At 70.1% G+C, this 18,736-nt stretch carries 14 protein-coding genes; 8 read left to right on the forward strand and 6 right to left on the reverse strand.

Annotated elements, in window-relative coordinates:
• The first annotated feature begins 18 nt into the window (after positions 1 to 18).
• Positions 19 to 4,581 carry an ATP-dependent helicase gene (locus C6Y44_RS17475; protein WP_159417864.1) on the forward strand — a complete coding sequence of 1,521 codons (4,563 nt, stop codon included), beginning with the start codon at positions 19 to 21 and terminating at the stop codon, positions 4,579 to 4,581.
• A gap of 1 nt (position 4,582) precedes the next feature.
• Positions 4,583 to 5,383 carry a DNA-formamidopyrimidine glycosylase family protein gene (locus C6Y44_RS17480; RefSeq protein WP_159417863.1) on the forward strand — a complete coding sequence of 267 codons (801 nt, stop codon included), beginning with the start codon at positions 4,583 to 4,585 and terminating at the stop codon, positions 5,381 to 5,383.
• On the opposite strand, the gene C6Y44_RS17485 is transcribed toward C6Y44_RS17480, so the two are convergent.
• Complete coding sequence (locus C6Y44_RS17485; protein WP_174247008.1) at positions 5,353 to 6,021, reverse strand: TetR/AcrR family transcriptional regulator; 669 nt, start codon at positions 6,019 to 6,021, stop codon at positions 5,353 to 5,355. The two genes, C6Y44_RS17480 and C6Y44_RS17485, sit on opposite strands and share 31 nt — an antisense overlap.
• 25 nt (positions 6,022 to 6,046) lie before the next feature.
• On the opposite strand from C6Y44_RS17485, the gene C6Y44_RS17490 reads away from it, so the two are divergent.
• Positions 6,047 to 7,072, forward strand: a complete 1,026-nt coding sequence (locus tag C6Y44_RS17490) for an oxygenase MpaB family protein (RefSeq protein ID WP_192378497.1) — start codon at positions 6,047 to 6,049, stop codon at positions 7,070 to 7,072.
• Positions 7,073 to 7,125: 53 nt separating this feature from the next.
• Positions 7,126 to 7,647, forward strand: coding sequence for a hypothetical protein (locus tag C6Y44_RS17495; protein ID WP_120279895.1), 522 nt, complete (start codon positions 7,126 to 7,128; stop codon positions 7,645 to 7,647).
• A 52-nt stretch (positions 7,648 to 7,699) separates the two neighbouring features.
• On the opposite strand, the gene glpD is transcribed toward C6Y44_RS17495, so the two are convergent.
• Complete coding sequence (gene glpD / locus C6Y44_RS17500) at positions 7,700 to 9,430, reverse strand: glycerol-3-phosphate dehydrogenase (RefSeq protein ID WP_039584835.1); 1,731 nt, start codon at positions 9,428 to 9,430, stop codon at positions 7,700 to 7,702.
• A gap of 115 nt (positions 9,431 to 9,545) precedes the next feature.
• Here glpD and glpK point away from each other — a divergent pair, with 115 nt between their 5' ends.
• Complete coding sequence (gene glpK / locus C6Y44_RS17505; RefSeq protein ID WP_120279896.1) at positions 9,546 to 11,060, forward strand: glycerol kinase GlpK; 1,515 nt, start codon at positions 9,546 to 9,548, stop codon at positions 11,058 to 11,060.
• A gap of 39 nt (positions 11,061 to 11,099) precedes the next feature.
• Here the strand turns inward: glpK and C6Y44_RS17510 are convergent, their stop codons facing one another.
• On the reverse strand, positions 11,100 to 12,497 hold the full coding sequence (locus C6Y44_RS17510; RefSeq protein WP_060651291.1) for an NAD(P)H-quinone dehydrogenase: 1,398 nt from the start codon (positions 12,495 to 12,497) through the stop codon (positions 11,100 to 11,102).
• A gap of 212 nt (positions 12,498 to 12,709) precedes the next feature.
• Here C6Y44_RS17510 and C6Y44_RS17515 point away from each other — a divergent pair, with 212 nt between their 5' ends.
• Positions 12,710 to 13,180, forward strand: a complete 471-nt coding sequence (locus C6Y44_RS17515; protein ID WP_159417861.1) for a gamma-glutamylcyclotransferase — start codon at positions 12,710 to 12,712, stop codon at positions 13,178 to 13,180.
• A 64-nt stretch (positions 13,181 to 13,244) separates the two neighbouring features.
• On the opposite strand, the gene C6Y44_RS17520 is transcribed toward C6Y44_RS17515, so the two are convergent.
• The 3 genes from C6Y44_RS17520 to C6Y44_RS17530 all read right to left on the reverse strand — a co-directional run bounded on the left by C6Y44_RS17520 (position 13,245) and on the right by C6Y44_RS17530 (position 16,336).
• Entirely contained in the window at positions 13,245 to 14,402 is a 1,158-nt protein-coding gene (locus C6Y44_RS17520; RefSeq protein WP_120279899.1) for a M20 family metallopeptidase, read from the reverse strand.
• Positions 14,399 to 15,559, reverse strand: a complete 1,161-nt coding sequence (locus tag C6Y44_RS17525; protein ID WP_120279900.1) for a M20 family metallopeptidase — start codon at positions 15,557 to 15,559, stop codon at positions 14,399 to 14,401. Before C6Y44_RS17525 ends, C6Y44_RS17520 begins: the two co-directional genes overlap by 4 nt.
• Before the next feature lie 78 nt (positions 15,560 to 15,637).
• Complete coding sequence (locus C6Y44_RS17530; protein ID WP_159417860.1) at positions 15,638 to 16,336, reverse strand: enoyl-CoA hydratase/isomerase family protein; 699 nt, start codon at positions 16,334 to 16,336, stop codon at positions 15,638 to 15,640.
• 66 nt (positions 16,337 to 16,402) lie between these two features.
• On the opposite strand from C6Y44_RS17530, the gene C6Y44_RS17535 reads away from it, so the two are divergent.
• Positions 16,403 to 17,215: a purine-nucleoside phosphorylase gene (locus tag C6Y44_RS17535; protein WP_192378498.1), complete on the forward strand. Its 813-nt coding sequence runs from the start codon at positions 16,403 to 16,405 to the stop codon at positions 17,213 to 17,215.
• Positions 17,212 to 18,711: a phospho-sugar mutase gene (locus C6Y44_RS17540; RefSeq protein ID WP_159417859.1), complete on the forward strand. Its 1,500-nt coding sequence runs from the start codon at positions 17,212 to 17,214 to the stop codon at positions 18,709 to 18,711. Before C6Y44_RS17535 ends, C6Y44_RS17540 begins: the two co-directional genes overlap by 4 nt.
• Positions 18,712 to 18,736 lie beyond the last annotated feature (25 nt).

Below are 18,736 nucleotides of genomic sequence, written 5' to 3' on the forward strand. Positions count from 1 at the left end.
CGGCGGGTAGACGATGGGATGGTGACCGACATCCTCGATCGTTTCTCCGCGCCGACCCGGGCGTGGTTCGCCGGGGCGTTCGAGTCCCCGACCCCGGCCCAGCTCGGCGCGTGGGATTCGATCTCCTCGGGAGCCCACACGCTCGTCGTCGCCCCCACCGGCTCGGGCAAGACCCTGTCGGCATTCCTGTGGTCGCTCGACCGGCTCTCGTCCACCCCGGCCGACGAGCACGCAGCGCGCGAGCACCGCACCCGCGTCCTGTACGTCTCGCCGCTCAAGGCCCTCGCCGTCGACGTCGAGCGCAATCTGCGGTCTCCGCTCGTGGGCATCACGCAGACCGCGAAACGGCTCGGTCTGACGCCGCCCGACATCACCGTCGGTGTGCGTTCCGGCGACACCTCCCAGGCCGATCGTCGCGCCCTGGCGCGCACGCCACCGGACATCCTCATCACGACGCCCGAGTCGCTCTTCCTCATGCTCACCTCGTCCGCGCGGGAGAACCTCGTCGGTGTCGAGACGGTGATCGTCGACGAGGTCCACGCGGTGGCGGGGACGAAACGCGGGGCGCACCTCGCGCTGTCGCTCGAGCGTCTCGACCAGCTCCTGCGCGCGCCGGCCCAACGCATCGGGTTGTCGGCCACCGTGCGACCGCACGAGGAGGTCGGCCGGTTCCTCGCCGGTTCCGCCCCCATCCGGATCGTCGCGCCGCCCTCGGCGAAGACGTGGGATCTCGCGGTGCGCGTACCGGTCGAGGACATGACCGAACTCGGGGTCTCCGAGCCCGACGAGGAATCGTTCTCTCCCACACCGCAGGCCGGATCGATCTGGCCGCACGTCGAGGAGCAGATCGTCGATCTCATCACCGAGCACCGGTCGACGATCGTGTTCGCCAATTCGCGGCGACTGTCCGAACGTCTCACCGCCCGGCTCAACGAGATCCATGCCGAACGTCTCGGCGAGGAGGTGGACCGCGACGGCGCACCGCCTTCGCAACTCGGATCGCCCACCGAGACCACCGCCGGCGCTGCACCCGTGCTCGCCCGCGCCCACCACGGGTCGGTGAGCAAGGACCAGCGCGCCCTGATCGAGGACGACCTCAAGTCGGGCCGGTTGCGGTGTGTGGTGGCGACGTCGAGTCTCGAACTCGGCATCGACATGGGTGCGGTCGATCTCGTGATCCAGGTCGAGGCTCCGCCCTCGGTGGCCAGCGGTCTGCAACGCGTCGGCCGCGCCGGGCACCAGGTGGGCGAGACCTCACGCGGCGTGCTGTTCCCCAAGCACCGCACCGATCTCGTGCACTGCGCGGTGACCGTCGAGCGGATGGTCGAGGGGCACATCGAAGCGCTGCAGGTCCCGGCGAATCCGCTGGACGTGCTCGCCCAGCAGACGGTCGCGGCAACGGCCCTCGAGCCCGTCGACGTCGACGACTGGTTCGACACGGTGCGGCGCAGCGGATCGTTCGCGACGCTCTCCCGCGGCGTCTACGAATCCGTCCTCGACCTGCTCGCCGGTCGCTATCCGTCCGACGAGTTCGCCGAGCTCCGCCCCCGGGTGGTGTGGGACCGCACGGCCGGCACCCTCACCGGCAGGCCCGGCGCCCAGCGACTCGCGGTCACCTCCGGCGGCACGATCCCCGACCGCGGCCTGTTCACCGTGTACATGGTCGGCGAGAAGAACACGCGGGTGGGCGAACTCGACGAGGAGATGGTCTACGAGTCGCGGGTGGGCGACGTCTTCGCGCTCGGTGCCACCAGCTGGCGGATCGAGGAGATCACCTTCGACCGGGTGCTGGTCTCCCCCGCCTACGGCCGGCCCGGCCGGTTGCCCTTCTGGCACGGCGACAGTCAGGGTCGACCCGCCGAACTCGGTGCCGCGCTCGGTGCATTCCTGCGCGAGATGGGGCACGCCTCACCGGAGGACGCCGAGACCCGCTGCCGCAAGGGCGGTCTCGACGACTACGCGACCGGCAATCTCATCCGCCTGCTCGACGAGCAGCGCACCGCCACCGGGCACCTGCCCACCGACCGCACGCTCGTCGTCGAACGGTTCCGCGACGAACTCGGCGACTGGCGGCTGGTGCTGCACTCGCCGTTCGGGTTGCGGGTGCACGCACCGTGGGCGCTCGCGGTGGGCGCGCGACTGCTCGAACGCTACGGCGTCGAATCGCACCCCACGCCCTCGGACGACGGCATCATCGTCCGGTTGCCCGACACCGACGACGCCCCGCCCGGCTCGGAGATCTTCGTCTTCGACACCGAGGAGATCGACGACATCGTCACCGAACAGGTCGGCGGCTCGGCGTTGTTCGCGTCCCGTTTCCGGGAGTGCGCGGCGCGGGCCCTGCTCCTGCCCCGCCGCAATCCGGGCAAGCGCGCCCCGTTGTGGCAGCAGCGTCAACGATCGGCGCAGCTGCTCGACGTCGCTCGCCGCTATCCCGACTTCCCCATCCTGCTCGAGACGGTGCGCGAGTGCCTGCAGGACGTCTACGACCTGCCTGCTCTGCGCGACCTGCTCGGCAGCATCGCCCAGCGCAGGATCCGGCTGGTGGAGGTCGAGACCCCCACGGCCTCACCGTTCGCGACGTCGCTGCTGTTCTCCTATGTGGGCGAGTTCCTGTACGAGGGCGACAGCCCGCTCGCCGAACGTCGGGCGGCGGCACTGTCGCTCGACTCGACGCTGCTCGCCGAACTCCTCGGCCGGGTCGAGCTGCGCGAACTGCTCGACGCCGACGTCATCACCGAGGCCGAGCACGAACTGCAACGCCTGACCCCACAGCGACGCGCACGCGACGCCGAGGGCGTCGCCGATCTGCTGCGTCTGCTCGGTCCGCTCACCGACGCCGAGCTGCGCGAGCGCACCACCGACGACCCGACGTCCTGGATCGAGGATCTCGAAGCGCAACGACGCGCACTGCGTGTCTCGTACGCGGGGGAACACCGGTGGGCGGCGATCGAGGACGCCTCACGTCTGCGCGACGCGCTGGGCGTGCCCCTGCCGATCGGGGTCCCGACGGTGTTCGTCGAACCGGTCCCCGACCCGCTCGGCGATCTGATCGCCCGGCACGCCCGCACCCACGGCCCGTTCACCACCGCGCAGGCCGCCGCCCGGTTCGGACTGGGCACGGCGGTCGTCGAATCCGTCCTCGGCCGGCTCGCGTCCGAGAAGCGCGTCACGGCAGGCGAATTCCGTCCGGGTGCGAGCGGATCGGAATGGTGCGACACGGAGGTGCTCCGAAGGCTGCGGCGCCGGTCGCTCGCCGCCGCCCGGCAGGACGTCGAACCCGTCAGCACCACGACCCTCGGACGATTCCTGCCCGACTGGCACCACCTCGGCACCGGCCCGGGCACGAGCGCGCTCTACGGCATCGACGGTGTCCTCACCGTCGTCGAACAACTCGCCGGGGTACCAGTGCCCGCGAGCGCCCTCGAACCGCTGATCCTCGCTCCCCGCGTGCGCGACTACACCCCGACGATGCTCGACGAACTCACCACGACCGGCGAGGTCCTGTGGTCGGGCGCCGGATCCATCTCCGGGAAGGACGGCTGGGTGGCGCTGCATCCGGCCGATCTGGCTCCGGTGAGTCTGGCCCCGGTCGACGACATCGAGCTCGGACCGGTGCACCGGGCGATCCTCGACTCGCTCTCGGGCGGCGGCGCGTACTTCTTCCGGCAACTCGTCGACGCCGTCACCGCCCTCCACACCACGGCGAGCGACACGACGGTCGCCGACGCCCTGTGGGAGCTGGTGTGGAGCGGGCACGTCGCGGGCGACACCCTCGCCCCGCTGCGCGCCCTGATCGGCGACACCTCCCGCGCCAAGCCCGCCCACCGCACCCCGCGCCGGGCACCGCGCGCCCGGATGTACCGGGCCCGGCCCACGCTGCCGAGCCGCACCGGGCCACCGACCGTCAGCGGCCGATGGTCGATACTGCCCGCACGCGAGACCGACGCGACGGTCCGCGCGCACACCACCGCCGAACTGCTGCTCGAGCGGTACGGCGTGGTCACCCGCGGTGTCGTCGTCGGTGAGGGCGTGCCCGGTGGTTTCGCGACGATGTACAAGGTGCTCAGCCGGTTCGAGGAGACGGGCCGGTGCCGGCGCGGCTATTTCGTCGATTCGCTGGGCGGAGCGCAGTTCTCGACGCCGTCGGTCGTCGACCGTCTGCGGTCGTTCTCGGATTCGATCGAGGGCCGGCACTCGGAAACCGCGGCCGTCACCCTCGCGGCGTGCGATCCCGCCAACCCGTACGGTGCGGCACTGCCGTGGCCGAAGTCGTCGGCCGACGACGACGCGCCGCGGCACCGGCCGGGCCGCAAGGCCGGTGGACTCGTGGTGCTCGTCGACGGGACGCTCGTGCTGTTCGTCGAACGCGGCGGACGCACGCTGCTCACCTTCGACGACGATCCGGGCCGGTTGCGCAGTGCATGTGCGTCGCTCGCCGCGACCGTCAAACGGGGAGGTGTCGACAAGATCGTCGTCGAGAAGGTCGACGGTGAGACGATCCACGGGCACGAGTTCGCCGGATATCTTGCCGAAGCGGGATTCTCGGCGACGCCGCGCGGCTACCGGCTGAGGTTCTGACGTGCCCGAGGGAGACACCGTGTTCCGCGCCGCGCACCGCCTCCGAACGGCACTGGAGGGAAAGGTGCTCACCGAGACGGACTTCCGCGTGCCGCGTTTCGCCACCGCCGATTTCACCGGGTGCACGGTCGACGAAGTGGTCTCGCGGGGCAAGCACCTGCTCGTCCGCGTGGCCGACGTCTCGATCCATTCGCACCTGAAGATGGAAGGCGAATGGCACGTCTACCCGCGCGGAACACGGTGGCGCAAGCCCGGATACAAGGCGCGTATCGTGCTCGGCACCGAGGACGTGCAGGCGGTGGGTTTCGAAGTCGGCATCGTCGAGGTGCTCGCCCGCGATCGGGAGGACGACGCCGTGGGCCATCTCGGGCCGGATCTGCTCGGTCCCGATTGGGATCCCGAGCGTGCGGCGGTGAATCTCGTGCGCGACCCGGACCGCCCGATCGGGGTGGCCCTGCTCGATCAGCGCATCATGGCCGGCGTCGGGAACGTGTACCGCTCCGAACTGTGCTTCCTGAGGGGCGTCGATCCGTGGACGCCGGTCGCGCAGGCCGGGGATCCCGCGGCGTGGGTCGACCTCGCGCATCGGTTGCTGGTCGCGAACCGTGACAGGACGACCCGTATCACCACCGGCGACCGCCGTCCGGGCCGCAATCTGTGGGTGTACGGGCGTCGCGGGAAGCCGTGCAGACGCTGCCGGACTCCGATCCGGTTCGGCGAGATCGGCACCGCGACCGATCCCGAACGGGTGGTCTACCGGTGCCCGCGATGTCAGCCGCGCCCGGAAGGACCCCCGGCCTGATCGCCCTGCAGGCACGCCGCCCTGCCGGCGTCCTCGACGAGCGCGACGCAGTGCCGGACGAGGGTCTCTCGCGAGACCGCGAGGTCGCCTTCGAGATACCCCATGAACAGGCTGGTGAGGGCGCCGACGACACCCACGGCCACCATGTGGCGCTCCCCCTCGTCGCCGCGCGGCGGCAGTTGGTCGCGGACCAGCGCGACGAAGGCCGGCGCGAGTTCGATACCGCGCCGACTGATTGCGGGTTCGCGCAACGGAGCGAGGAGGAGCACGCGTCCCTTCGCAGGATCGTCGACCATGAGCTCGACGAACGCCCGCACCGCGGCCTCGGCCCGGCCGAGGGTGGGCGCGGACAGGACCGCCTCGGTCAGCGCGTCGCGGGCGCGGTCGGCGACGTGGGCGTAGACCTCGCGGACGAAGGTGTCGCGGTCGGTGAAGCTCTCGTAGAAGTACCGTTCGGTGAGTTCGGCGGCCCGGCACACGGCCCGGACGTTCGCCGCCGCGCCGTCGGGGGCTCCGAGCAGGTCGACGCCCACCGTGAGGAGGCGTTCCCTGCGCAGCCGACGGCGTTCGTCGATGCCGACGCCCGCCCAGCTGCGGCGCGTGGTGTCCACCCTGTCGCTTCCCGTCGTTGACTGCATGCCCGCCGAATCCTACTCTGACAACATGCGTAGTCAGGGTTCCGTCGGGCCGGACACCGCCGAGTCGTCGCACTTCGCGGCACCGCGCCCTGCACGGCCGGAACCACCGGAACCCCTGGGTCCCGATTCGCTGACCTGGCGGTATTTCGGCGGGTGGCGCGGCATGCTCTTCGGGCCGTGGGCCGGATCGATGCAGAACATGCATCCCGGCCTCGGCGCCGGGGTCGAGGAACACTCGCAGTTCTTCGACGAACGCTGGGAACGGCTCTACCGATCGCTGTACCCGATCTACGGCGTCGTCTTCGACGGACCCCGCGCCCCGGAGACCGCAGCGAAGGTACGCGGCTACCACAACACCATCAAAGGCCTCGACAAGAAGGGCCGCAGGTACCACGCGCTCGATCCCGACACCTTCTACTGGGCGCACGCGACCTTCTTCTACAGCCTCGTCGTCTCCATCGAGTGGTTCGACGGCCCGCTCACCCTCGAACAGAAGCACCGCCTGTTCGACGAGCACGTGCAGTGGTACCGGCTGTACGGCATGCCGATGCACTCGGTCCCCGCATCCTGGGAGGACTTCCTCGAGTACTGGGACCACATGTGCCGCACCGTGCTCGAGGACAACAAGGCCACTCGCGACGTGCTCGACCTGTCGAATCTCGACCGCCCGCCCTTCCTGCGGTGGTTCCCCGAAGGGGTCTGGAAACTGATCCGCCCACCGGTGACGGCCGGTTTCCTGTGGCTCACCGTCGGGCTGTACGACCCACCGGTACGCGAGCTGCTCGGCTACCGGTGGAGCCGACCGGAGGCGGCACTGCACGCTCTCGTCGGTCGCGCGATCGGACTGGGCACGAAACTCGTGCCGTGGCGGTACCGCTACCACCCGCGGGCGCGGGCCGGCTGGGACCGCGCGTTCGGGCGGATCCCGGCCGATACGGGCCTGCTCGAGACACCGGCGCGCAATCTGCCGCCCCTCGACCGCCGCGATTCACCGATGCACTACAGCCCGAAGGTGACGACTCGCCACCGCCCCACCACCGATTCATCCTGACGCGTCCTGCCGGTCGGCGCCTCGCCGAGGGTGTTCTGTGTCACGCTATCGAGGTGTCCACGCCCTCGTACCTGTTGTCTCGACGGCGCCGTCCCCTGCCGCCGAGTTCGGCGGCCTCCCGTATCAGTGCGTACGTCTACGGCAACATCCTGGTGCTGGCCGCGCTCGTCCCCATCACGACGTCCCCCGAGTACATCGGGATCGCGATCGTGGTCGGCACTGCGCTCTCGACGTTCATCGCCCATGTCTTTGCGGAGTCGGTCGCCCAATCCGTTCGTTCGGGTGAACAACTCTCGCGTAGCGAACGCATCGAGGAACTCCGCGACTCCGTTCCCATCCTGTCGTCGGCGGTGTTGCCCTGTCTCGTGCTCGCCACGGCCTGGATCGGCTGGCTCGAACCCCGTACGGCCCACATCCTCGCCGAGGTCGCCGTGCTGATCCGTATCGGCTCGACCGTGTTCGTCGTGCGCCGGTTGCAGAACCGCAGACCGAATCACCGGACCGTGATAGCCGCGGTGGGAGTGGCTCTGATCGCGACGATCGTGGTCGTCGTGAAGGTCGTGCTCACGCACTGACCACCGTGGAAGCGGTGCCCACGCACCGAGCCCCGTCAGGCGCCGCCCGCGGCTAGGTGATGGGCACCGGCTCGAGGATCTCCGGCCGGGCCTCGGGGGCCGCCGCCCTCAGTGCGTCCGCCGATTCGTCGTCGGGTCGGTTCTGCGACTCGATCTCGGCCTCGACGCGCGCCCGGTACGTCGCGACCTCCCGGTCGATCATCGCGTCGTCCCAGCCGAGGACCGGAGCGACCAGCCGAGCCGTCTGCTCCGCGCAGTGCAGACCGCGGTGCGGGTACTCGATCGAGATGCGGGTCCGGCGCGCCAGCAGGTCCTCGAGATGCAGAGCGCCCTCGGCAGCCGCACCGTAGACCACCTCGACCTGCAGGTACTGCGGGGCATCGGTCAGCGGTTCGAGCAGTTCGGGCCGGCCCTTCGCGAGACTCAGCACGTCCTCGACGAGGGAGCCGTAGCGGTCGAGCAGATGCTTGACGCGGTAGGGATGCAGGCCGTACTGCTCGGCGAGGTGCATGGTCTGGTTGACCAGCGCGAAGTACCCGTCGGCCCCGACGAGGGGCACCTTCTCGGTGATCGACGACGCGATCCGGGCCGGGATGTCCTCGGCTGCGAGATCGACGGCGTCCTCGGCCATGACGCGGTAGGTCGTGTACTTGCCGCCCGCGATGGCCACGAGCCCCGGCGCCACCCGCGCGACGGCGTGCTCACGCGAGAGCTTCGACGTCTCGTCGCTCTCCCCCGCCAGCAACGGTCGCAGACCGGCGTAGACACCGTCGATGTCGTCGTGGGTGAGCGGGACGACGAGCACGCGGTTGACGTGGTCGAGGATGTAGTCGATGTCGGCCTTCGTCGCCGCCGGGTGCGCCAGGTCGAGATTCCAGTCGGTGTCGGTGGTGCCGATGATCCAGTGGTTGCCCCACGGGATGACGAACAGCACCGACTTCTCGGTGCGCAGGATGATCGCCGAATCGCTGACGATCCGGTCGCGGGGCACGACGATGTGCACGCCCTTCGAGGCGCGGACCCGGAATCGGCCGCGCTGCCGCGACAACGACTGGATCTCGTCGGTCCACACACCGGTCGCGTTGATCACCGCGTGCGCTCGCACCTCGGTGACCGAACCGTCCTCGCTGTCGCGCACCCGCACACCCGACACGCGGTCGGCCTCGCGCAGGAAACCGACGACCTGCGTGGACGTACGCACGACCGCACCGTAGTGCGCGGCCGTCCGCGCGACGGTCATGGTGTGCCGGGCGTCGTCGACGACCGTGTCGTAGTAGCGGATTCCGCCGACGAGCGAATTGCGCTTGAGACCGGGAACCATCCGCAGGGCACCCGACCGGGTCAGGTGCTTCTGCGCCGGAACGGACTTCGCGCCGCCGAGACGGTCGTAGAGGAAGATCCCCGCCGCGACGTAGGGCCGCTCCCACACCCGATGGGTGAGCGGGAAGAGGAACTTCAACGGCCTGACCAGGTGTGGCGCCAGGGTCGTCAACGCGAGTTCGCGTTCGCGCAAGGCTTCCCGCACCAGACCGAATTCGAGCTGCTCGAGATAGCGCAGCCCACCGTGGAACATCTTCGACGACCGGCTCGACGTGCCGGACGCGAAGTCGCGGGCCTCGACGAGCGCGACCCGCAGACCCCGGGTCGCGGCGTCGAGCGCTGCTCCCGCCCCGACGACACCACCGCCGATGACGACGACGTCGAACTGTTCGGTGGCGAGACGACGCCAGGCGTCGGCGCGCTGTTGCGGTCCGAGGAGTTGCACACCCGATTGGTTGGTCACCGCACCGCTCCCGTGAGTCGCCGACGTATCCCGATCAAGGCTAGTAGCTTCGGACCCGCAGCGCGCAGCGGAAGCGTTGCCGAACCGAGCCGTCCCCTTCACCCGAGGACCACCTGTGAACCAGTTCATCGCGGCGATCGACCAGGGCACCACGTCCAGCCGGTGCATCATCTTCGACCACGACGGGCGCATCGTCTCGCTCGCGCAGAAGGAACATCGCCAGTTCTTCCCGCGGTCGGGATGGGTCGAACACGACCCGGAAGAGCTGTGGCTCAACACCCGTGAGGTGGGCGCCGCGGCACTCGCCAAGGCGGATCTGCGGCGCAACGACATCGCGGCGATCGGCCTGACGAACCAGCGCGAGACCACGGTGGTGTGGGACCGCACCACCGGAAAACCGGTGTACAACGCGATCGTCTGGCAGGACACCCGCACCGACAGGCTCGTCGAGGAGCTTGCCGGCGACGCCGGGCCCGACCGCTACCGCGAGATCACCGGACTACCGCTGTCGACCTATTTCGCCGGACCGAAGGTGCGGTGGATCCTCGACAACGTCGACGGTGCCCGAGAGCGCGCCGAGGCCGGCGACCTCGCGTTCGGCACCATCGACAGCTGGATCCTGTGGAATCTCACCGGTGGTGTCGGCGAGGAGGGCCAGCCGCCCGGACTGCACATCACCGATGTGACCAACGCCTCCCGGACGCTGCTGATGAATCTCGGGACGCAGCAGTGGGATCCGGCGATCTGTGCCGAACTCGGCATCCCGGAGTCGATGCTGCCGGAGATCCGCAGTTCGTCGGAGGTGTACGGGCACGCCCGCGAACGTGGACCGCTCGCCGGGGTCCCGATCGCCGGCATCCTCGGCGACCAGCAGGCCGCGACCTTCGGCCAGGGCTGCTTGTCCCCCGGCGAGGCGAAGAACACCTACGGCACCGGCAACTTCCTGCTGCTCAACACCGGCACGACCCCGGTGCACAGCGAGCACGGCCTGATCACCACCGTCTGTTATCGCATCGGTGACGCCCCCGCGGTCTACGCCCTCGAAGGTTCGGTGGCGGTGACCGGTTCGCTCGTGCAGTGGCTGCGCGACAATCTCGGGCTGATCCGGTCCGCCGACGAGATCGAAGCGCTCGCCGCGAGCGTCCCCGACAACGGCGGGGCCTATTTCGTGCCGGCCTTCTCGGGATTGTTCGCGCCGCGCTGGCGACCCGACGCCCGCGGCGTCATCGCCGGCCTGACGCGCTTCGTCGAGAAAGGCCACCTCGCGCGGGCGGCGCTCGAGGCGACGGCCTACCAGACGCGGGAGGTCATCGAGGCGATGAACGCCGACTCCGGGGTCGACCTGCGCACCCTCAAGGTCGACGGCGGCATGGTCGCCAACGATCTGCTCATGCAGTTCCAGTCCGACATCCTCGGTGTGCCGGTCGTGCGGCCCACCGTCTCCGAGACCACCGCGCTCGGTGCCGCCTACGCCGCCGGTCTCGCCGTCGGCTTCTGGGAGGACGAGGAGGACATCCGCCGCAACTGGACCGCGGACCGCACGTGGGAACCGGCGATGCCGGTCGACGAACGCGAGCGCCTGTTCGGCGAATGGAACAAGGCGGTCGAACGCACCTACGACTGGGCCTGAGCAGGGCGGGATCGCTGCCGATCCCGCCCCGTCCGGCGCCTAGTCCAGATCGTCGTGGCGCATCAGCTGGCGGGCGGCCTCGGTGACCGATCCGCTCAGCGACGGGTAGACCGAGAAGGTCTGCGCGAGGTCGTTGACGGACAGGTTGTTCTGCACCGCCAACGCGATGGGAAGGATGAGCTCGGAGGCGGTCGGGGCGACGACCACACCGCCGATGACCACACCGGTCGCGGGACGGCAGAAGATCTTCACGAAACCGCGCCGCAGGCCGGACATCTTGGCGCGCGGGTTGGTGTTGAGCGGGAGCATGACGGTGCGGGCGGGCACCTCCCCCTTGTCGATCGTCGCCTGACTGACACCGACGGCAGCGATCTCAGGACGCGTGAACACTGCGGCCGCAACGGTTTTCAGCTTGATAGGGCTCACGCCTTCGCCGAGCGCGTGATAGATCGCGATGCGGCCCTGCATGGCCGCGACCGACGCGAGCGGCAGCAGTCCGGTGCAGTCGCCCGCGGCGTAGATGCCGGGGACGGCGGTGCGGGAGACGCGGTCGACGGGAAGGTAACCGCCCCGGTCGAGTTCGAGCCCGACCTTGTCGAGACCGAGATCCCGGGTGTTGGGCACCGAGCCGACGGTCATCAGCACGTGGCTGCCCTCGACGATCCGGCCGTCGGCGAGGAGCACGCGGACGCCGTCCTCCGTGCGTTCGACCCGGTCGGCGCGGGCGTGCTTGACGAGGGTCACACCGCGCTCGGTGAGGACGTCCTCGAGCACGAGAGCCGCGTCCTCGTCCTCGTGCGGCAGGATCCGGTCGCGGCTCGACACGACGGTGACCTGCACGCCGACCTCGGTGTAGGCGGAGACGAACTCGGCGCCGGTGACACCCGAACCCACGACGACGAGGTGCTCGGGCAGCTTCTCGAGGTCGTAGAGCTGACGCCAGGTGAGGATCCGCTCACCGTCCGGCTCCGCGCCCGGCAGGATGCGCGGACTCGCGCCGGTCGCGATCAGCACGACGTCGGCGTCGAGCACCTTCTCCTCACCGGTCAGCAGCTTGGCGCGCACCTGGTGGGCGGCCATGCCGGGCTGCGTGTCGACGAGTTCGCCGTAGCCGGAGTACAGCTTCACCCCGGCGGCCTCGAGCTTGGTGCGGATGTCGGCGGACTGTGCGCGGGCCAGGCTCTTCACACGGCTGTGGACCTGCGGCAGCGACACCTCGGCGCGTTCGAGCTCGATGCCCAGGTCGGCGGCGCGGCGCATGTCGGTGCGCACGCCGGTCGAGGCGATGAAGGTCTTGGAGGGGACGCAGTCGAAGAGCACGCAGGCGCCACCGATCCCGTCCGAATCGATCAGTGACACCGTCGCGCCGTACTGGGATGCCACCAGCGCCGCCTCGTATCCTGCGGGGCCGCCGCCGATGATGACGATCCGGGTCATTGTTCTCCTCTGTATCGATTCCGAAGGGTGCCGGGTCGGGCTGCACGTGAGCGCCTGGTGGGCACACACGTCGGTCTCAACGCTATGCCAATGCCCCCACCTCGCGCACAGGGACCGGTGGACCCGGCACGCAACAGCCCTCCGACACTCCTCGTCCATCCCTGTGCCGCCCCTCCGACGACTCCGGTGGACGACGGGTTAGCCTTATCCTCGTGCCGATCTACGCCGCCTACGGGTCCAACATGCATCCGGAGCAGATGCTGACGCGCTGCCCGCATTCGCCGATGGCGGGAACCGGGTGGTTGCACAGTTGGCGACTGACCTTCGCCGGCGCCGACATCGGCTGGGAGGGTGCCCTCGCGACGGTCGTCGAGGATCCGGACGCAAAGGTGTTCGTGGTGCTCTACGACGTGCCGGAGGACGACGAGCGCAGCCTCGACCGCTGGGAGGGAGCCGAACTCGGTTTCCACCGCAAGATCCGCGTGCGTGTCGACACGGCCGACGGTCCGGTCCTCGCGTGGCTGTACGTCGTCGACGGATACGAGGGCGGCCTGCCGTCGGCACGCTATCTGGGCGTGATGGCCGACGCGGCCGAGATCGCCGGAGCACCCGCCGACTACGTGCGGGATCTGCGGACCCGCAACAGCCGCAACGTCGGACCGGGACGACCCGACAGTTTCTAGTCGGGCGCTCTCATCGAGCGCCGAGCGTGAAGCGCTCTCATCGAGCGCCGAGCGTGAAGCGCTCTCATCGAGCGCCGAGCGCCAGATTCGTCATCACCCGTACGCCCACGGCGAGCGCCCGCTCGTCGAGATCGAAGGTGGGCTGGTGGATGTCGAGTTCGGGCCCGACCCCCGGCCACACCCCGAGCCGCCCCATGGCGCCGGGGACGTGTTCGAGATACCACGAGAAATCTTCTCCCCCACCGGATTGCGGGGTATCTGCGAGGGCGTCGGGGCCGGTCGCGCGGATCGCGTCCTCGAACATGCGCGCCGACACCTCGTCGTTGACCACCGGCGGCACGCCGCGGCGGTAGTTCAGTTCGTAGCTGACACCGGTGGGCGCGAGCAGACCGTGCACGATCTCGCGGACCATCGGTTCGAGCAGCTCCCAGGTGTCGTGGTCGCCGGTGCGGACGGTGCCCGCGAGCATGCCGGTGCGCGGGATCGCGTTCGGTGCCTTGCCGGCGCTGACCGCACCCCACACCATCACGGTGCCGGTGCGCGGATCGATGCGACGGCTGAGCATGCCGGGAAGACCCGTGATGACGGCACCGAGGCCGTAGACGAGATCGCCCGTCAGGTGCGGCCGGGAGGTGTGCCCACCGGGTGAGTCGAGGACGAGTTCGACGGTGTCGGCCGCCGAGGTGATCGCCCCGACCCGCATACCGACCTTGCCCGCCTCGAGACGCGGGTCGCAGTGTAGTGCGAAGATCCGCGAGACCCCGTCGAGTCCGCCCGCCGCGACGACGTCGAGAGCCCCGCCCGGCATGACCTCCTCCGCGGGCTGGAAGACCAGCCGGACACCGATCGGCAGTTCGGGCATCGAGGCCAGCGCCAGACCTGCACCGAGCACGACGGTGGTGTGGGCGTCGTGCCCACACGCATGCGAGACACCGGGCACGGTGGATTCGAACGGCAGGCCGGTGGCCTCCTGCATCGGCAGGGCGTCCATGTCGGCGCGCAGGGCGATGCGCGGTCCGCCGGTCGGACCGAGATCGCAGATCAGACCGGTGCCGCGAGGCAGGACCTTCGGCTCCAGTCCGGCCGCGCGCAGGTGCTTCGCGACGAACTCGGTGGTGGCGTACTCCTGCCGGGCGAGCTCGGGATTCGCATGGATGTGACGGCGCCAGAGCGAGAGGTCCTCGGTGTGGCGGTCCAACCACTTCTCGACGTAGGGGTTCATCGGCGGCCGGCCTGTTCGAGGAGCCGTGCCCGGTGGACCGGATCGGTCGCCGCGCGTACAGCGGTCGCTGCGAGCGCGCGCGCTCCGTCGAGTACTGCCCGATCGGCGGACTCGGTGACACACGCGGCCGCGAATGCAGCCTGATGTGTCACCGCGCCACCGGAGTCGAGTCCGATGACCGGATGGATTCCCGGCACCACGTTCGTCACGTTTCCCATGTCGGTACTGCCCAGGGGGCGCGCTCCTTCCTCCTCGACGGGCAGCGGTCGGCGCCCGAGATCGATGATCTCCTCACGATATGCCTGCACCAGCCACGGGTCGGGAGTGAGTTCGGTATAAGTCGGCGAGACCGTCCGGATCCGGTGGTTGCATCCGGTGGCCAGCGCCCCGGCGGCGAAGCAGTTGCGTGCGCGTTCGACGAGGTCGTCGAGGAGTTCGCTCGTCCCGGCCCGCAGGTAGTACAGCAGTTCGGTGTGGCTGGGCACGATGTTCGGTGCCGTCCCGCCCTGCGCGACGATCCCGTGGATCTGTTGCCCGGGATGCAGGTGCTGCCGCAGCAGTCCGACCGCGACCTGGGCGACGGTCGCCGCGTCGGCGGCGTTGAGCCCGTACTCGGGGGCCGCGGAGGCGTGCGCCTCGCGGCCGTCGTACTCGACGGCGATGTCGGCGAGGGCGAGCGAGGTCGCCCCGGTGATGTCGAACGGGCCGGGGTGCACCATCATCGCCGCACCGACACCGTCGAAGACGCCGCGTTCGAGCATGAGGACCTTGCCGCCGCCGGTCTCCTCCGCGGGGGTTCCGATGACGCGGACGGTCACGTCGAGTTCGTCGGCGAGCGCGGCGAGGCCGATCCCGGCACCCACGGCCGACGCCCCGATGATGTTGTGGCCGCACGCGTGCCCGATGCCGGGCAGCGCGTCGTACTCGGCGCAGAACGCGAGGACGAGTTCGCCGCTGCCGAACCGCGCGTCGAAGGCGGTGGGCAGGTCGGCGATGCCGGTGGTGACCTCGAAATCGTGAGCACGCAGCACCTCGACGATCTTCGCGGCGCTCCGGTGTTCCTCGAACGCAAGTTCCGGTTCGGCGTGGATGGAATGCGACAGGCCGACGAGGGTGTCGGAAGCAGCCTCGATCGCCGCGGCGTAGTCGGTCGTCACGGGGTCCAGTCTGTCATGCTCACCGCGTCCCGATCGATCGGCGCGTGCGACCGGTTCGTCGACTTCGCGGCGGGGCGATCAGCCCAGCCGGAAGTTCGACGGGTCGGTCCGGATCTCCAGCGCCGAGATCAACGGTGCATGCAGACCGCGCTTGATGCCCGACAGATTCGGTCCGCGGGTGGCGGTGAGCGCCGCGGCCCGCTCGGCCGCCGCGGCGAGCACGTCGTCACCGGTGACGGCCTGCTCGGCGATGCCCGCGGCCACGGCGTCCTCACCGCCGTAGCGACGACCGGTGGTGATGGCCTCGACCGCCGTCTGGATCGGCAGGCGGGAACGGATCAGCGCGGACATCCCGACGGTGAACGGCATGTTCAGCTGCACCTCGGGCAGGCACCAGTAGCCGCGATCGGCGCGCATCACCCGGAAGTCGTGCACGAGCGCGAGCATCGCGCCGGCACCGAAGGCGTGTCCCTGCACGGCCGCGACCGTCGCCGCGGGGAAGGTGAGCAGCCGCACGTAGAGGTCGTGGACGGAGTCCAGATAGCCCGGCAGATCCGGCAGGTTCGCGCCGACCCAGTCGATGTCGAGTCCGTTGCTCCAGAACTTGCCGGTCGCCGCGGTCACGAGGGCAGCGGGCCCGTCGTGTGCCTCCACTTCGTCGAGGAGGGAGTGGATCGCGACCAGACGGTCGGGGTGGAAACGGTTCTCGGAGACCTCCGCGTCACGGTCACCGAGATGCAGGACGAAGACGTCGCCGTCACGTTCGAGGTAAGGCATGCGCGTCAGCATACCGCGCCTACTTACCCGTGAGTAACATGTCGGGAGCGATTAGGGTCCGATGCCATGGGAGAACCCGATCACGTCTTCGACCCCGCCGCGGCCGCCGACGCCGCAGCCGCCGCTCTCGCCGAACGGACGGGGGTCGCCGAACACTCCGTCGCCGTCGTCCTCGGGTCCGGCTGGCGGGCCGCGGTCGAGAGTTTCGGCATCCCCGTCGCCACGATCCCGATGAGCGAGCTGCCCGGCTTCGCACCGCCGACGGCGGCAGGGCATGCCGGGAACATCCACTCGGTGCGCGCCGGCGACAACGCCGTCCTCGTCCTCGCCGGCCGCATCCATGCTTACGAGGGGCACGACCTCGCCCGCGTCGTCCATCCCGTACGCACGGCAGTCGCAGCGGGTGCCCGCACCGTCGTCCTCACCAATGCGGCGGGCGGTATCGACCCCGAGTTCTCCGTCGGGCAGCCGGTTCTCATCTCGGACCACCTCAATCTCACCGGTCGCTCGCCGCTGGTGGGCGCCCAGTTCGTGGACCTCGTCGACGCCTACTCGCCGGATCTTCGTGCACTCGCCCGCGAGATCGATCCGTCGCTGCGCGAAGGGGTCTACGTCGGTCTGCCCGGGCCGCACTACGAGACCCCGGCGGAGATCCGGATGCTGCGCACCCTCGGCGCCGACCTCGTCGGCATGTCCACGGTCCACGAGACCATCGCGGCACGCGCGGCCGGAGCTCGGGTTCTCGCGGTCTCGCTGGTGACCAACGCCGCGGCCGGCATCACCGGCGCTCCCCTCGACCACACCGAGGTGCTCGCCGCGGGTCGCGCGGCCGCGACCCGGATGGGCGATCTCCTGCGCGATCTGGCGGCCCGGCTGTGACGCTGCGATTCGGTACCGCGGGTCTGCGCGGCCCGGTCGGCGACGGGCCGGACTGCATGAACGTGCCCGTCGTCGTCCGCACCACCGCCGGGCTCGCGGCGTGGCTCGAGGCGAACGGGCAGGGCGGTGGCACCGTCGTCGTCGGCCGCGACGCCCGCACGGGCTCCGTGGAATTCCACACTGCCGCCGCGGAAGTCCTCGCCGCGGCCGGCTTCGACGTCGTCGCCCTCGGAAAGCCGCTCCCCACCCCGGTGACCGCCTTCGCGGTACGGGCGCTGGGCGCCGTTGCGGGCGTGCAGATCACGGCGTCGCACAATCCCGCCGCCGACAACGGGTACAAGGTCTACCTCGCGGACGGGGCTCAGCTGGCGGCACCCGCCGATCGGGAGATCGAGGCGGCGATCGACGCCATCGGTGATGCCGCGGACGTGCCCCGGGTGCCGGTCGCGCCGTCGGGTGACGACCTCGTCGATCGTTATCTCGCCCGGGTCGCGTCGCTCCCCCGTTCCCCGCACCGCAGCGTGCGCGTCGCTCTGACGGCACTGCACGGTGTCGGCGGCGAGACGGCGGTCGCGGCCCTGCGTTCCGCGGGATTCGACGACATCCACGTCGTGGCGTCCCAGTTCGCGCCCGACCCGGCGTTTCCCACCGTCGCCTTCCCCAACCCCGAGGAACCGGGCGCGACCGATGCCCTGCTCGCGCTGGCGGCCGAGGTCGATGCCGACATCGCGCTGGCGCTCGATCCCGATGCCGACCGTTGCGCGGTGGGTGTCCCGGGCCCGCAGGGGTGGACGATGTTGCGCGGCGACGAGACCGGGGTCCTGCTCGGCGACCGGATCCTCGCGTCGTCGCCGCCCGGTTCGCTGGTCGCGACCACCATCGTCTCGTCGACCATGCTGGGACGGCTCGCGGCCGCACGTGGTGCGCGATATGCGCAGACACTCACGGGTTTCAAATGGCTCGCCCGCGCCGGCGACGGCCTCGTCTACGCGTACGAGGAAGCGATCGGACACTGTGTTGATCCGGACGCTGTGCGCGACAAGGACGGCATCGCGACCGCCGTGGTCGTCGCCGACTACGCGGCCGACCTGAAGCAGTCCGGCCGGACCCTGCTCGACGCACTCGACGACCTGCATCGCGAACTCGGTATCCACATCGGCGATCAGGTGTCGATCCGCGTCGACGACCTGCAGTGCATCGGCGCCGTGATGACGCGGTTGCGTGCGGAGCCGCCGACGACCCTCGCGGCTCTGGCGGTGACTGCGACCGATCTCGCCGGGAGTCCGGGACCGATGAGCACCGATGCTCTCGTCTTCGAAAGTCGCGCGGGCGCCCCGGACGGGCCGGCGGTACGCGTGGTGGTGCGTCCGTCGGGCACCGAGCCGAAGCTCAAGGTCTATCTGGAGGTGGTCACGGAGCGAGACCGCCCGACCGCGGAGGCGACACTCGACGCCCTGCGCGGATGGGCGGCCTCGCTCGGTGACGAGAGCCCCTGACCCGGCCGGATCCGACCGGGTCAGG

This window comes from Rhodococcus rhodochrous, assembly GCF_014854695.1.
GTDB lineage: Bacteria > Actinomycetota > Actinomycetes > Mycobacteriales > Mycobacteriaceae > Rhodococcus.

Coding starts and splice junctions, on each gene's coding strand:
- C6Y44_RS17510 (WP_060651291.1), bottom strand. CDS start 12,497: ATGACCCGGATCGTCATCATCGGCGGCGGCCCCGCAGGATACGAGGCG.
- C6Y44_RS17490 (WP_192378497.1), top strand. CDS start 6,047: ATGCGTAGTCAGGGTTCCGTCGGGCCGGACACCGCCGAGTCGTCGCAC.
- C6Y44_RS17520 (WP_120279899.1), bottom strand. CDS start 14,402: ATGAACCCCTACGTCGAGAAGTGGTTGGACCGCCACACCGAGGACCTC.
- C6Y44_RS17475 (WP_159417864.1), top strand. CDS start 19: ATGGTGACCGACATCCTCGATCGTTTCTCCGCGCCGACCCGGGCGTGG.
- C6Y44_RS17530 (WP_159417860.1), bottom strand. CDS start 16,336: ATGCCTTACCTCGAACGTGACGGCGACGTCTTCGTCCTGCATCTCGGT.
- C6Y44_RS17485 (WP_174247008.1), bottom strand. CDS start 6,021: ATGCAGTCAACGACGGGAAGCGACAGGGTGGACACCACGCGCCGCAGC.
- C6Y44_RS17535 (WP_192378498.1), top strand. CDS start 16,403: ATGGGAGAACCCGATCACGTCTTCGACCCCGCCGCGGCCGCCGACGCC.